General features: G+C 71.6%; 12 protein-coding genes. 9 read left to right on the top strand and 3 right to left on the bottom strand.

The window, feature by feature from the left end; genetic code table 11:
• A partial coding sequence (locus tag FV229_RS20020) for a GTP-binding protein (protein ID WP_246688262.1) occupies nucleotides 1–172 on the bottom strand: 172 nt, incomplete at its 3' end.
• Nucleotides 173–474: 302 nt separating this feature from the next.
• On the opposite strand from FV229_RS20020, the gene FV229_RS20015 reads away from it, so the two are divergent.
• On the top strand, nucleotides 475–1,335 hold the full coding sequence (locus FV229_RS20015; protein ID WP_147753642.1) for a porin family protein: 861 nt from the start codon (nucleotides 475–477) through the stop codon (nucleotides 1,333–1,335).
• 131 nt (nucleotides 1,336–1,466) lie between these two features.
• Here the strand turns inward: FV229_RS20015 and FV229_RS20010 are convergent, their stop codons facing one another.
• On the bottom strand, nucleotides 1,467–1,889 hold the full coding sequence (locus tag FV229_RS20010) for a PaaI family thioesterase (RefSeq protein WP_147753641.1): 423 nt from the start codon (nucleotides 1,887–1,889) through the stop codon (nucleotides 1,467–1,469).
• A gap of 247 nt (nucleotides 1,890–2,136) precedes the next feature.
• Here FV229_RS20010 and FV229_RS20005 point away from each other — a divergent pair, with 247 nt between their 5' ends.
• From FV229_RS20005 to FV229_RS19985, 5 genes are all read left to right on the top strand, one after another.
• A complete protein-coding gene (locus tag FV229_RS20005) occupies nucleotides 2,137–3,168 on the top strand; it encodes a cyclase family protein (RefSeq protein ID WP_147753640.1) in 1,032 nt (343 codons plus the stop codon).
• A gap of 15 nt (nucleotides 3,169–3,183) precedes the next feature.
• On the top strand, nucleotides 3,184–4,134 hold the full coding sequence (locus FV229_RS20000) for a 3-hydroxyacyl-CoA dehydrogenase family protein (RefSeq protein WP_147753639.1): 951 nt from the start codon (nucleotides 3,184–3,186) through the stop codon (nucleotides 4,132–4,134).
• 43 nt (nucleotides 4,135–4,177) lie between these two features.
• The gene (locus FV229_RS19995) at nucleotides 4,178–4,936 is read left to right on the top strand and encodes an SDR family oxidoreductase (RefSeq protein WP_147753638.1); all 759 of its coding nucleotides are present in this window, start codon (nucleotides 4,178–4,180) and stop codon (nucleotides 4,934–4,936) included.
• A gap of 10 nt (nucleotides 4,937–4,946) precedes the next feature.
• The gene (locus tag FV229_RS19990) at nucleotides 4,947–5,831 is read left to right on the top strand and encodes a 3-keto-5-aminohexanoate cleavage protein (protein WP_147753637.1); all 885 of its coding nucleotides are present in this window, start codon (nucleotides 4,947–4,949) and stop codon (nucleotides 5,829–5,831) included.
• Between the two features lie 213 nt (nucleotides 5,832–6,044).
• Nucleotides 6,045–6,467 carry an organic hydroperoxide resistance protein gene (locus tag FV229_RS19985; RefSeq protein ID WP_147753636.1) on the top strand — a complete coding sequence of 141 codons (423 nt, stop codon included), beginning with the start codon at nucleotides 6,045–6,047 and terminating at the stop codon, nucleotides 6,465–6,467.
• Between the two features lie 92 nt (nucleotides 6,468–6,559).
• Here the strand turns inward: FV229_RS19985 and FV229_RS19980 are convergent, their stop codons facing one another.
• Complete coding sequence (locus FV229_RS19980) at nucleotides 6,560–8,434, bottom strand: M3 family oligoendopeptidase (protein ID WP_147753635.1); 1,875 nt, start codon at nucleotides 8,432–8,434, stop codon at nucleotides 6,560–6,562.
• Between the two features lie 280 nt (nucleotides 8,435–8,714).
• Between FV229_RS19980 and FV229_RS19975 the strand changes: the two genes are divergently transcribed.
• The 3 genes from FV229_RS19975 to FV229_RS19965 all read left to right on the top strand — a co-directional run.
• Nucleotides 8,715–10,208: a sigma-54 dependent transcriptional regulator gene (locus FV229_RS19975; protein WP_147753634.1), complete on the top strand. Its 1,494-nt coding sequence runs from the start codon at nucleotides 8,715–8,717 to the stop codon at nucleotides 10,206–10,208.
• 176 nt (nucleotides 10,209–10,384) lie between these two features.
• A complete protein-coding gene (locus FV229_RS19970; protein ID WP_147753633.1) occupies nucleotides 10,385–12,508 on the top strand; it encodes a L,D-transpeptidase family protein in 2,124 nt (707 codons plus the stop codon).
• Nucleotides 12,509–12,825: 317 nt separating this feature from the next.
• On the top strand, nucleotides 12,826–13,805 hold a 980-nt coding region (locus FV229_RS19965), incomplete at its 3' end, for a DUF882 domain-containing protein (RefSeq protein ID WP_147753643.1).

The following is a 13,805-nucleotide window of genomic DNA, read 5'->3' as shown; positions in this document are numbered from 1 at the left end:
CCTTCTCCTCGGGTGCCTTGTCGATCTGGTCGTAGGCCGTGAACGTCGCCCCGCCGGACTCCGCCAGGACCTTCGTGATCGCCGCCGTCAGCGACGTCTTGCCGTGGTCGACGTGACCGATCGTGCCGATGTTGCAGTGCGGCTTCGTGCGGGCAAACTTCTCTTTGGCCATGGTTCCCGTTCCTGCGGCAGGGCCCGCGCACGGGCGCACCCGATCTCTCTATCGCCCGGCTCGCTGGGAGGCCCGGCGAAAGGCGCGGTCCGATTAGAGGCTCGCCGTCCTTTGATCAAGGGCCGGGTCTCGCCCGGGACTTCGGCTGGGGGCCCCGTTGCCTGATTCGGCTGTCCGAGGCCGCGTGCGGCGGCGGCGCTGCATTTGGGCTGCACTGTGGCACGGCGGGCATAGTGCCTGGGGCATGCTTACGCTTAATTGGCGCCAGAGCCATCCGGGACAGTCTTCAGGTAACCCTCATCATGACGAAGAAGCTTCTCCTCGCATCCACCGTGCTGGCCGGCATGACCGCCGTCGCCTCCGCCGCCGACCTGCCGCGCCGCGCCCCCCCGCCGGTCTTCACTCCGATCCCGGTCTTCACCTGGACCGGCTTCTACGCCGGCCTCGAGTCGTCCTACGCCTTCACCGACCGCCAGCGGATCATCACCAACGGCACCACTCCGGTCACCGTCGGCAACGTCGCGGCCGGCCGCCGCCTCTCGACCGTCACCACCGAGCAGGATGCGGTGGGCAAGCTCGGCGGCACCTTCGGATACAACTACCAGTTCACGCCGGGCTCGGGCTTCGTCATCGGCGTCGCCAACAGCATCGACTGGACCGACCTCACCAAGAACCGCTTCGTGATCGGCGCTCCGCTCGCCGGCGGCGTCGTGGGCAACCCGGCCGCCTACCGTCAGAGCCTCGACTGGCTCGGTACCCTCACCGGCCGCGTCGGCTACGGCTTCGATCGGGTGCTGGTGTACGGCATGGGCGGTCTCGCCTACGGCAACGTGTTCTACGACGCCCGCTTCTTCACGCCCGGCAACGCCCTGCAGTTCGCCGGCCGCTACGACGACTTCGAGACCGGCTATGCCTACGGCGGCGGCATCGAATTCGCAGTGCCCACCGACAGCTTTCTCAACACCTTCGCCTTCGGCAAGTACCTCGGCCTGAAGTACGAGGCGGTCACCGTGAAGGTCGAGTACCTCCACTACGACCTGGGCAGCCGCAACGTCGTCGTCAGCGCGGTCCCCGGCGTCGGTACCGGTGCGTACGTCTCGCGCTTCACCACCGAGGGCAACGTCGTTCGCGCTGGCTTCAACTACAAGTTCAGCGGTCTCTGAAATCGACCGCAGTCCCTCGGGGCTGCACCTTCAGCGACGGTTCATGGGCGGGCACCGGCAGCGGTGTCCGCCCTTTTTCGTTACCCGGGTCGCCCCATTCCGGGAAACCAGGTTGGTTCGGTGTCGTCACCTCAGGCGTTCACCCGGCTTCCGGGGGGTTGCCCGTCCCGGCCGGCGGGCTCGAACAGGCCGCTCGCGGTGGCGACCAGGTTGCCGCCCTCCCCGCGGATTTCCGCCTCGCAAAACAGCACCGAGCGCCCACCGCGCACCACGAAGCCTTCGGCCAGCAGCACGCCGCGACCGGGGGCGAGGAAGCGGGTCTGCATGTCAAGGGTGAGCACCGGACGCCCCGCCGAGAGCCGCGCCGCGGTGCCCATGGCGATGTCGAGGAGCGTGCAGATCACGCCGCCATGGGCGATGCCGAGGTTGTTGCCGTGGTCGTCGCGCAGGCGCAGCCGCAGCCGGGTTCGCCCGTCGGCATAGCCGAGGGCCTCGACGCCGCAGAGCCGCGCGAAGGGGATGTCGGCCCCGAAGATCGTATCCTGCTCGCGCATCGGCTGCTCCGACCCTCGCCCGTTTCGAAGGCCGGGTATGCGGGCGCCCGCGCGCCCTGACAATTCCGCCCGGCTTCGTCGCTCCGACCGCGACCGGGTCGTTGACAGACCGGTATGGCCGGACGGACGATGCCGGCAACGGGATCCGTCAAGGATCCGGCTTCAGGGATGGACGCATGCGCCCGGCTCCGGCACCCGCCGCGCCACGGATCTGCGCGGGCAGGACCGATTCCGGCAGGACGCGCCGATGACCGCGCCGCGCTGGCGCCGCCGGCCCGAGGGCTCGACCTGGGGCGATTACGGCCCCGACGACCAGCTCGGCCGCGTCAACGGGCTCGATGCGGCCAAGGTGCTCCAGGGCGTCGCCGAGGTCCGCGAGGGGCGTACCTTCTGCCTCAGCCTGCCCCTCGACCTGCCCGGCGGAAACGTCCTGAACCAGCGCCGTCACCCGCCGCGCCTCAGCCCGACGGTGCGGACCAACGGCCGGCCGGTGACGAACTTCCGGGTCTGCGAGGAGGTGGACGGCGCCACCGACGTGATCTGCGACGACCGGGTGATGCTCTACTTGCAATACTCGACGCAGTGGGACAGCCTCGCCCATGTCGGCGGCCTATTCGACGCCGACGGGGACGGAACGCCAAAACCTTTCTACTACAACGGCTTCCGCGGCGGTCTCGACGTGACGGGTCCGAGCGAGGCCGCCGAGGTCGAGGCTCCGTCGCGGGCGCACCGCCTCGGCATCGAGCGCCTGGCCGAGCACGGCATGCAGGGTCGCGGCGTGATGATCGACCTGCGGGCGCATTGCGGCGACGCCCGCGCGCTCGTCGGCTACGACGGCCTGATGCACATCCTGGAAGCCGACGCGGTCGCGGTCGAGCCCGGCGACATGGTCTGCCTGCATACCGGCTTCGCCGACCGGCTCCTTGCCTGGGCCGGCGAGCCGGACCGGGATGCGGTCCACCGCATCTGCGCCGTCCTCGACGGGCGCGATCGGCGGCTGCTCGACTGGATCACCGACAGCGGCCTGTCCGCGCTGATCGCCGACAACTACGCGGTCGAGGCCTATCCCGCGCGTCCGGGCGGGGCCTGCTGCGCGATCCTGCCGCTGCACGAGCACTGCCTGTTCAAGCTCGGGCTGCCGCTGGGCGAGCTCTGGCACCTGACGCCGCTGGCGGACTGGCTGCGCGCGAACGGACGCCATCGCTTCCTGCTCACCGCGCCGCCCCTGCGGCTTCCCGGCGCCGTCGGCTCGCCGGCGACGCCGATCGCCACCGTCTGACCGGAGGAGGACATCATGGCCGAGATCGCCGTCGTCGGGGCCGGGCTGATGGGCCACGGCATCGCCCTGGTCCTTGCCCTCGGCGGCCATGCCGTCCGCCTCGTCGACAGCCGCCTTGAGACCCTCGACGCCGTGCCCGGCCTGATGGCCTCCGCGCTCGCGACCCTGCAGGGGGCCGGAGCCGCGCCGGACGGGTGGAGCGCCGACCGCCTCGCCGCCGCCGTTCGCCTCTCGCAGGACCTCGCAAGCGCCGTCGACGGGGCGAGCCTCGTCATCGAGGCGATCACCGAGGACCCGGAGGCGAAGCGCGGGCTGTTCTCCGAGCTCGACCGGCTCTGCGCCGACGATGCGGTGATCGCCAGCAACACCAGCTACCTCGACGTCTTCCCGCTGATCCCGGCGATGCGCCAGCCGCGCGCCGTCGTCGCGCACTGGTACACGCCCCCCTACATCGTCGACCTCGTCGACGTGGTGCCCGGCCCCGAGACGCTGCCGGAGGTGGTGGCGGGCATCCGCGACCTCGTCGTGGGCTTGGGCCAGGTGCCGATCGTGCTGAAGCGCTTCGTGCCGGGCTACGTCGCCAACCGCATCCAGTCGGCGATCACGGCGGAGGTGCACCACCTCCTCGACGCGGGCTACGCCACCCCGCGCGAGATCGACGACGCCATCGTGCATGGGCTCGCCTTACGCATCCCGATCCTCGGCCACCTCGCCAAGGCGGACTTCACCGGGCTCGACCTGCAGCGAAGGGCGCTCGCCAACGCGAGCTACAGCCCGCCCCCGCCGCGCACCCGGTCCGACAGCCTCGACGCCCTCTGCGCCGAGGGCCGGACAGGGGTGATGGCCGGGCGCGGCTACTTCGATTGGGGCGGTCGCGACCCGGCGGAGCTGTTTCGCGACCGCGACCGCAAGCTGCTCGCCCTGAAGGCGGCCCTGCGCACCATCGGCCGGATGGAGGGGACGTGAGCGTTCCCAGCCGCCACGCACCAACCCCACCCGGGAGCACACGATGATCAGCGCCGACCTTCGCGGCAAAGCCGTCCTCGTCACCGGGGCCTCCTCCGGCATCGGCCTGGCCGCGGCCACGCTGTTTGCGCGTAACGGGGCCACGGTCGCCCTGAACCACCTCGCGGACGACCCACGCGGCCCGGAAGCCGCCGGGCGGCTGAGCGCCGAAGGTCTCTCCGTCACGGCGGTCGCCGGCGACGTGTCCCGCGCGGGCGAGGCGGAGGCGATGGTCGCCGCGGCGATCGCGACGCTCGGCGGCCTCGATGTGCTGATCAACAACGCCGGCACCTCGGGCACGCAGGCGCCGATCGCCTTCGAGGACCTCGACGCGATGACCGAGGACTTCTGGAACGCGATCCTCTCGACGAACCTCGTCGGCCCCTATCGCTGCGCGCGGGCGGCCGCCCCCGCCCTGAAGGCGCGCCGCGGCGCCATCGTCAACACCGCCTCGGTGGCCGGCCTCGGGCGGCGCGGCTCCAGCATTGCCTATTCGGCGAGCAAGGCCGGGCTCGTGAACCTGACGCGCTCGCTCGCCCGGGCGCTCGCCCCCGAGATCCGGGTCAACGCCGTCGCGCCGGGCCTTGTGGCCACGCCCTGGACCGCGAACTGGCCGGAGGAGCGCAAGGCGGCGACCGTCGCCAACACCCTGATGGCGCGCCTGGCCGAGCCCGAGGACATCGCCGAGGCGATGTTCTTCCTCGCCGCGGGCGGCGCCTACATCACCGGCGAGACGCTGGTGGTCGACGGCGGGATGATCTGAGGAGACGGCGATGTCGCAGAAGACCGTGATCACCTGCGCCCTGACCGGCTCGTTCGACACGACCGCGAAGAACCCGGCGGTGCCGGTCAGCCCGGAGGCCATCGCCCGCTCGGCGCTCGAGGCGGCCGAGGCCGGCGCCGCGGTGGTGCACATCCATGTCCGCCACCCCGACACCGCGGCACCGAGCATGGAGTTCGACCATTACCGCGAGGTCGTCGAGCGCATCCGCGCGCGGAACGCCGACGTGATCCTCAACCTGACGACGGGGCCCGGCGGGCGCTTCGTGCCGGGCGCGGCCGACCCGGCGGCGGCGGGGCCCGGCACCACCTTCGTGAGCCCGGAGGTGCGGACCCGCCACGTCAGCGCGCTGAAGCCCGAGCTCTGCACCCTCGACGTGGCGACGATGAACTTCGGCGAGCACCTGTTCCTCAACACTCCGGCGCACCTGCGCGCCATGGCCGAGACGATCCGAACTGCGGGCGTCCGTCCGGAGATCGAGGTGTTCGACCTCGGCCACATCGCGCTCGCCCGCCACCTCATCGCCGAGGGGCATCTCGCCGCGCCCCCGTTATTCCAGATCTGCCTCGGCATCCCGTGGGGCGCCCCGGCCGACCCCGAGACCCTGGTGCAGATGCGGGCGCGCCTGCCGGCCGACGCGGTCTGGTCGGCCTTCGGCATCGGCCGGGCCGAATTCCCGATGGTGGCGCTGGCTGCGAGCATGGGCGGCAACGTCCGCGTCGGCCTGGAGGACAACCTCTACCTCGCCCGTGGCAAGCTCGCGCCGAACAACGCCGCCCTGGTCGAGAAGGCGGTGACGCTGCTGTCGCTCCTCGATTGCGCGCCGGCGACCCCGGACGAGGCGCGCGCGATCTTCCACCTCCCTGCGCGCGATTGAGCGAATCGCGCGAAGCTCCCGAGCGGGAGCGTTCTTCCCGCGACCCCGATGGGGCGGCAAGGGCCTCGCGGGGCATGCCGGGCCGGCCGACGGCAGGGCATTGCGACGGCGTTGGCCCCAAAATGTAGATTGTGCGCAATCGATATTCGTGCAAGGAGAGGGCATCGGCTCAGCACGACGCCCGTGCGAACGCCATCCGATCAGGAGACGACGATGCAGGCTCTGTACACCGCCCACGCCCACGCCACCGGCGGCCGCGAGGGTTCCGCGGCGACCGACGACAGCCGCCTCGGCGTCGGCCTCTCGACCCCGAAGGAGCTCGGCGGCAACGGCGGCCCCGGCAGCAACCCCGAGCAGCTCTTCGCCGCCGGCTACGCCGCCTGCTTCCTCGGCGCGATCAAGTTCGTCGCCGCCCAGGACAAGGTGAAGGTGCCCGAGGACGCCCGCGTCGACGCCGAGGTCGGCATCGGCAAGCGCGAGGACGGCACCGGCTTCGGCCTCACCGTCAGCCTCAAGGCCAGCCTGCCCGACATCGACCCCGCGACGGCCGCCGACCTGGTGAAGCGCGCCGACGTCGTCTGCCCGTACTCGCACGCCACCCGCGGCAACATCCAGGTCGCCGTCGCCGCCGTCTGATCGCGGCCGAACCTGAGACTGCGAGCCTGAAATGAAAAGACCCGCGACGGCAGCCCCGTCGCGGGTCTTTTCATGGGCGTGGTCGCGGGTGGTCAGGCCTCGGCTTCCATCCCCTCGAGCTCCGCGATCATCCCCTCGATCATGCCGAGCCCGATCTGCCAGAAGCCGGGATCGCGTGCGTCGAGGCCGAACGGGGCCAGGAGCTCGCCGTAGGGCTTCGAGCCGCCGGCCGAGAGCAGGGCGAAGTAGCGCTCGACGAAGCCGTCCTCGGCCTTGGCGTAGACCCCGTAGAGCGAGTTCACCAGGCAATCGCCGAAGGCGTAGGCGTAGACGTAGAACGGCGAGTGGATGAAGTGCGGGATGTAGGCCCAGAACGGCTCGTATCCGGCATCGAGCGTGATCGCCGGGCCGAGCGATTCGGCCTGCACCGACATCCACAGGCCGTTGATCTGCTCGGCCGTCAGCTCGCCCTCGGCGCGGGCGAGGTGGACCTTGCGCTCGAACGAGTAGAACGCGATCTGGCGCACCACCGTGTTGATCATGTCCTCGACCTTGGCGGCCAGCATCGCCCGGCGCTGGGTCGTGTTCGTGGTCGCGGCCAGCAGGCGCCGGAAGGTCAGCATCTCGCCGAACACGCTGGCGGTCTCGGCCAGCGTCAGCGGCGTCGGCGCCATCAGCGCGCCGTTGTGGCCGGCCAGCACCTGGTGGACGCCGTGGCCGAGTTCGTGCGCCAGCGTCATCACGTCCCGCGGCTTGCCCTGGTAGTTGACGAGCACGTAGGGGTGGACCGAGGGCACCGTCGGGTGCGCGAAGGCGCCGGGCGCCTTGCCGGGCCGCGTCGGCGCGTCGATCCAGCGCCGGTCGAAGAAGTCCCTCGCGATGCCGGCCATCTTCGGTGAGAACGCATTGTAGGCGTCGAGCACCGTGTCGCGCGCCTCGGTCCAGGGGATGGTGCGCTGCTCGACCTTCGGCAGCGGGGCGTTGCGGTCCCAGTAGGGCAGCGCCTCGACGCCGAACCACTTCGCCTTCAGGCGATAGTAGCGGTGCGACAGCCGCGGATAGGCTTCGCGCACGGCGTCCACGAGCGCGGCGACCACCTCCGGCTCGACCCGGTTCGAGAGGTGGCGGGCATCCGCCACGTCCTTGAAGCCGCGCCAGCGGTCCGAGATCTCCTTGTCCTTGGCCAGCGTGTTGGTGATCAGCGTGAACACCCGCAGGTTCTCGCGGAACACCTCGCTGAGCGCGCCGGCCGCCTCCCGGCGCACCGCGCCGTCCGGGTCCTGAAGCTTGTTCAGCGTCGGCTCCAGCGGCAGCCGCTCGCCCTGGATCGGGAAGCGCAGCGCCGCGATGGTCTCGTTGAACAGCCGGTCCCAGGCCGCGTTCGCGGTGACGGACTTCTCCAGGAACAGTTTTTCGATCCGGTCCTCGAGCTGGAACGGCTTCTCGCGGCGCAGGTCCTCGATCCACGGGGCGTAATGCGCGAGCGGCCCCCCGGCCATCGCCGCGTCCAGCACGGCGTCCTCGATGCGGTTGAGCTCGAGGGCGAAGAACAGCAGGTCGCCGGAGGCGTTCGTCAGGCGCTCGCGGGTGTCGCCGTAGAACTTCGCCCTCGCCTCGTCGGTGGTGTCGCCGGAATAGACCAGCCCGGCATAGGACATCAGCCGGCCGAGCAGCTCCTCGATGCCCTCGTAGGCGGCGACCGCGGCGGCGAGACTGGCGGAGGCGTCGGGGCCGCTCGCGAGCTGCGCGATCTTCCCGGCGTAGGTCTCGGAGAAGGAACGGCAATCCGCCTCCGCTTTCGCGAGGTCGCGGCGGAAGTCCGGGGCGTCCAGGCCGGAATAGAGGTCGGCGAGGTCCCATTCGGGGAGCGGCCCGAGGTCGACCGCGTGGGCGGCGGCGCGCGCCGCGGCGGCGCCCTCGGCGCTCCGAAGCGGTGACCAAGCGGGGGCGAGGGCTCGAATGGTCATAGATCCTCGGGTGCGTTGCCGGCGCGTCGCGCCGCCTGTCCGGGGCTCGACGGCCCCGCCCTGCCTCATATCGAGCGCAGCCGACGGCGTTCAACCGGAATCCTCAGGCGCAAGGGGACGCAAGCGGCGGCTGCGGCAAATCTCCCGTCGTCGTTAAGCGGCGCTTTACGCATCTGGGCGAGGCTCCGGCTCGAAACGAAACACCCGCCGGTCGCGCCGGGCGCCGGAACCCGCAAGGTCCGGCGCCGCGGACGACCCGCGGCAGCGAGGAAGAGCCCGCATGGCGACAACGGTCCTGATCGTCGACGACGATCCCGTTCAGCGTCGTCTCGCCGAGGCGACGGTGCGCCGCTTCGGCTTCGAGGCGACGCTCGCGGAGAACGGTGCGGACGCGCTCGCCCTGCTCCGGACCCACCCCGAGATCGACGTGGTGCTCCTCGACCTCGTCATGCCCGGCGGCCTCGACGGGCTCGGCGTGCTGGCCGAGATGCGGAAATCCGGCCTCGACACCCCGGTCATCGTCCAGACCGCCAACGGGTCGATCGACGCCGTCGTCACGGCGATGCGCGCCGGCGCCGTCGACTTCGTGGTCAAGCCTGCCGGCGCCGAGCGTCTGCAGGTCTCGATCAAGAACGCGCTCCGGGTCGACCACCTTGAGGAGGAAGTCCGGCGCATGCGCCGCCGCGCCTCCGGCTCGCTCAGCTTCAAGGACCTGACCTCGAAGTCGCCCGACATGGAGCGGGTGATCCGGCTGGCCGAGCGCGCCGCGAAGTCCAACATCCCGGTGCTGATCGAGGGCGAGTCCGGCGTCGGCAAGGAGGTGCTGGCCCGTGCGATCCAGGGCTCGGGCGAGCGGCGCGGAAAGCCCTTCGTCACGGTCAATTGCGGCGCGATCCCCGACAACCTCGTCGAGTCGACCCTGTTCGGGCACGAGAAGGGCGCCTTCACCGGCGCCACCGAGCGCCATGCCGGCAAGTTCGTCGAGGCGTCCGGCGGGACGCTGTTCCTCGACGAGATCGGCGAGTTGCCCCTCGACGCTCAGGTAAAGCTGCTGCGCGCGCTGCAGGAGGGCGAGGTCGACCCCGTCGGGGGCAAGCGCAGCGTGCGCGTCGACATCCGCCTGGTCTCGGCGACGAACCGATCGCTCCTCGACCTCGTCAAGGAGGGGCGTTTCCGCGAAGACCTGTACTATCGCCTCAACGTCTTCCCGATGACCCTGCCCCCGCTGCGCGCCCGCCGCGAGGACATCCCCGACCTGGTGCGCTCGTTCTGCGCCCGGTTCGCGGCGGAGGAAGGCAAGCGCGTCCGCGCGATCACCGCCGAGGCGATGGCGCTGCTGACCCGCTACGGCTGGCCCGGCAACGTCCGGCAACTGGAGAACGCGCTGTTCCGCGCCGTCGTCCTCGCCGACGGCGACGAGCTGACGGTGGCCGAGTTCCCGCAGATCGCCGCCCAGGTCGAGGGGTTCGACGTGCGCATCCCGGCAGCCCCGGTGCAGCCGATGCTATCGGCCCATTCGCCCGAGCCGGTGCGCGAGATCGTCCGCGTCGAGGTGCGCGATCCGCACGCCCTGTCGCTGGTGGTCGAGGATACCGGCGAGATGAAGCCGATGGATGCGCTGGAGGCCGAGATCATCCGCTTCGCGCTGCAATTCTATCGCGGCCGGATGTCGGAGGTGTCGCGCCGCCTCGGAATCGGCCGATCGACCCTGTATCGCAAGCTCAAGGAGCTCGGGCTCGACGGCGACGCCAAGGCCGAGGACGCCGCGGCCTGATCGGCTTGCCAGAATCGGCCTGAAGGCTGGAAGCCCGCGCTCGATGCGTAGCGGATCAGACACTTGCCGGCACTCTGCGGCGCGCGCGGACGGGGTGCGATTGCACACGATCGGGCGAGCGCCGATACTGATAAGGTTGTGGGCGGCCTCGAGGTCGGTCCCCAGGAGGTTCGCAGATGAGCGTCTCGCGCTCGGCCCAAGCAGCCCTGGCCGTCCTGTTGGCCGGCTCCGTCGCGCAGGGCGTCCTGACGACGGCCGCCTCCGCCCGCGGCGGGCTCGACGACGTCCCGCCGGCCGCCGCCGTCGCGACCGCGACGCCGGACAAGCCCTTCGACGGCGACAGGACCTCCAACCTCGATAAAGCGTCGGGCCCGGACAAGGCGTCCGCCTCCGATCCGAGCCTGCCGCCCCCGGCCACCGGCCTCGAGGCGGTGACGCCGTCGGAGCCGGCGAAGGCCGATCCGGCACGATCCGAGGCGCCCTCGCCCGAGCGCCCTGCCGTCACCGCGGCCCCGACCGCGCCGAGCGACCCGCAGGCGGCGGCCGTGTTCAACCGCCTCGCCGCCTCCGCTCCGCTGCTCGCCCGGCTGACCACCAAGGAGCGCGAGTCGATCCAGGCCTTCTACGCGCTCGGCGCCTTCAAGCCGGTCTGGATCGTGGACGGCGCCTACACGCCGGCGGCGAAGGCCGTGGCCGCGCGCCTCGCGGCGGCGCCTGAGGACGGCCTCGACGCCCGCGCCTATCCGGTGCCGGCGCTCCCGAAGGCCGCCAAGCCGGACAATCCGGGGACGGGCGAGAGCGCGGCCGGATCAGACAATCTCGCCGCCCTCGCCGAGGCCGACCTGAAACTCTCGGCCGCCGCCGCCCTCTATGCCCGCGACGCACGCGGCGGGCGGCTGAACCTCGCGGCGATCTCGCGGCTGATCACCCCGACCCTCGACCTGCCGGCCGCCGACACGGTGCTGTCGAGCCTGGCCGGCGCCGGCGGCAGCGCCGGCGACCTGCTCCAGGCCTACAACCCGCATTCGCCCGGCTACCTCGCCCTGAAGAGCCGCCTCTCGGTGGCGCGCGCCCCGGCCGTCAAGGAGGACGCGCGTCCCGCGGCGGCCGCTTTGCGGCTTCCGCCCGGGCCGGCCCTGCGCGTCGGCATGCGCGATGCGCGCGTGCCGCTGCTGCGCGCCCACTTCGATCTCGAAAGCCGGAAGGCCGGCACCCTCGACGCCCCCCCGGGCGACGCGGAGGAGTACGATTCCGGCGTCGCCGCCGCAGTTGCCGGGTTCCAGCGGAGCCGTGGGCTGCCCGGCAACGGCGTCCTCAACGTCCAGACCGTGGTGGCGCTGGCGCAGGGCGCGGGACAAGGGGCCGGTCAGGCCGGGATCGTGCGGCCGGTGGGCGACGACGCGGCGCTGATCGTCAACATGGAGCGCTGGCGCTGGCTCGGCAGCGATCTCGGGCCCGACTACGTGCTGGTCAACGTGCCCGAGTTCCGCCTGCGGGTGTTCCGCGACGGGCGCCAGCGCGACGAGGCGCGCGTCATCGTCGGCAAGCCGGATTCGCGCACGCCCCTGTTCTCCGGGCTGATGGAATACGCGGTGGTGAACCCGTCGTGGTACGTCCCGCCCTCGATCCTGAAGACCATGCTGCCGAAGATCGCGAGCTACGGCGGCAGCACCTGGGGTGGCTACGAGATCGTGCGCCGCGGCGGCCACGTCTCGCTGCGCCAGCCGCCGGGCGAGAAGAACGCGCTCGGCTTCATCAAGTTCATGTTCCCCAACCAGCATGCCGTGTACCTGCACGACACGCCGAACCGCTCGCTGTTCTCGCGCTCGGAGCGGGCGCTCAGCCACGGCTGCATCCGCGTCGACGACCCGTTCCGCTTCGCCGACGTGGTGCTGCCGAACTGGACCGAGGAGCGCCTGAAGAAGCTCGTCGGCAAAGGCGAGCGCACCATCCGCCTGGAGCACAAGCTGCCGGTGCACCTCGCCTACTTCACGGCCACCGTCGACGACGGCGGCAGCTACCGCACGCTGCCCGACCTCTACGGCTACGATGCGCCGATGCGCGCGGCCCTCGGCCTCGGGGGCGGCGGCGCGATGGCCAGGGTCTCCCCGGCGATCCGCCCGTCCGAGCCGACACGCAGGACGGCGGAGGCCGTCTCCGTGCCGGCGCCGCCCAAGCCGCGCCACTCCGCCGTGCCGCGCCGTGCCGTGCGGGCGAGCGCCGAGGCCCCGGCGCCCGAGTTCGGCGAGCCCGGCCTGTGGACCCCGAACCCCGCTCCGGTTTCGCGCAGCTGGTGGTGATCCGGCCGCTTTGCCGGTCTGGCGTTCGCCTCCGGCGGGGCTTCCCGTGACCCGTCCGCATCACCGGCGCGGTGACGTGCGCCGGCACGCTTGCCGGCACGATTTCGCCACGGTCCAGACTTAGCCGTAAGGGAATCGCGGGTGTCCTGCAGGGGGCGCCGATAACCCGGTCTTCACGGTTTTCGGCAACCTTGCGTTCACCATGGTCCCGCGCGCAGCGCGGGCCGCGTCCGAGGGGTGAGACGATCGTGCCGACGCCGAGCCAGACGACGCCCCGGCCCTCTCGTCTTCGGCGAATCCTGTTCGGCCTGTCCGGCATGGTCATGGCGCTGGCGGCGGGGACCACCGGCACCCAGGATGCGGTCGCCAACGGCGACACCCGTTCGCTGACGATCTTCCACACCCACACCAAGGAAAGCGCGACCATCACGTTCAAGCGCGACGGGCGCTACGACCGCGCGGCCCTGGAGCAGCTGAACTGGCTCCTGCGCGACTGGCGCATCGACGAGCCGACCAAGATGGACCCGCGCCTGTTCGACACGGTATGGGAGGCCTATCGACAGGTCGGCGCCTCCGAGCCGATCCACGTCGTCTCGGCCTATCGCTCGCCCGGCACCAACGCGATGCTGCGCCGCCGCTCGAAGGCGGTGGCCGAGTACAGCCAGCACATGCTCGGCAAGGCGATGGACTTCTACCTGCCCGGCGTCTCGATCGACGACATCCGCGCGGTCGGGCTGCAGATGCAGCGCGGCGGCGTCGGCTGGTATCCGCATGCCGGCTCGCCCTTCGTCCACCTCGACGTCGGCTCGGTCCGCATGTGGCCGCGGATGAGCCACGACCAGCTCGCGCGCCTGTTCCCCGACGGCAAGACCGTCCACCTGGCCTCCGACAACCGGCCGTTCCCGCGCTACGAGGAGGCCCGCGCCGAGATACTGGCCCGCGGCGGCACCGTGCTCGGCGTGTCCTCGCAGATCGCCTCCGCCGACGAGGAGGAGGGCCCGAGCCTCGTCGGGTTCCTCGCCGGCCTGTTCGGCGGCCGGAGCGACCCGGCTCCGGCGCCTGTCGCAGCGCCGCGCGGAAGGCCGAAGCCGGTGGTCGCCGTGGCGAGCGCCGACCCGGAGGACACCTCCGGCGCCCGCGCGGCCCTGGCCTACGCCGCACCGACGGCGCCGGTTGCCGACGGCGCGCTCCGCGAGGCGATGCTTCGCCGCGACGGGCGCGATGCCAAGGCGCTGCTCACCGGCGAGCCGGCGGTCGCGAAGCCCGCCGAGGCCATCGACGCCGCGCTGATGTCGAG

It is taken from the genome of Methylobacterium sp. WL120, assembly GCF_008039465.1.
GTDB lineage: Bacteria > Pseudomonadota > Alphaproteobacteria > Rhizobiales > Beijerinckiaceae > Methylobacterium > Methylobacterium cerastii.
Note: the sequence above shows the minus strand (reverse complement) of the source record. Positions and strands in the feature narration are given on the sequence as shown.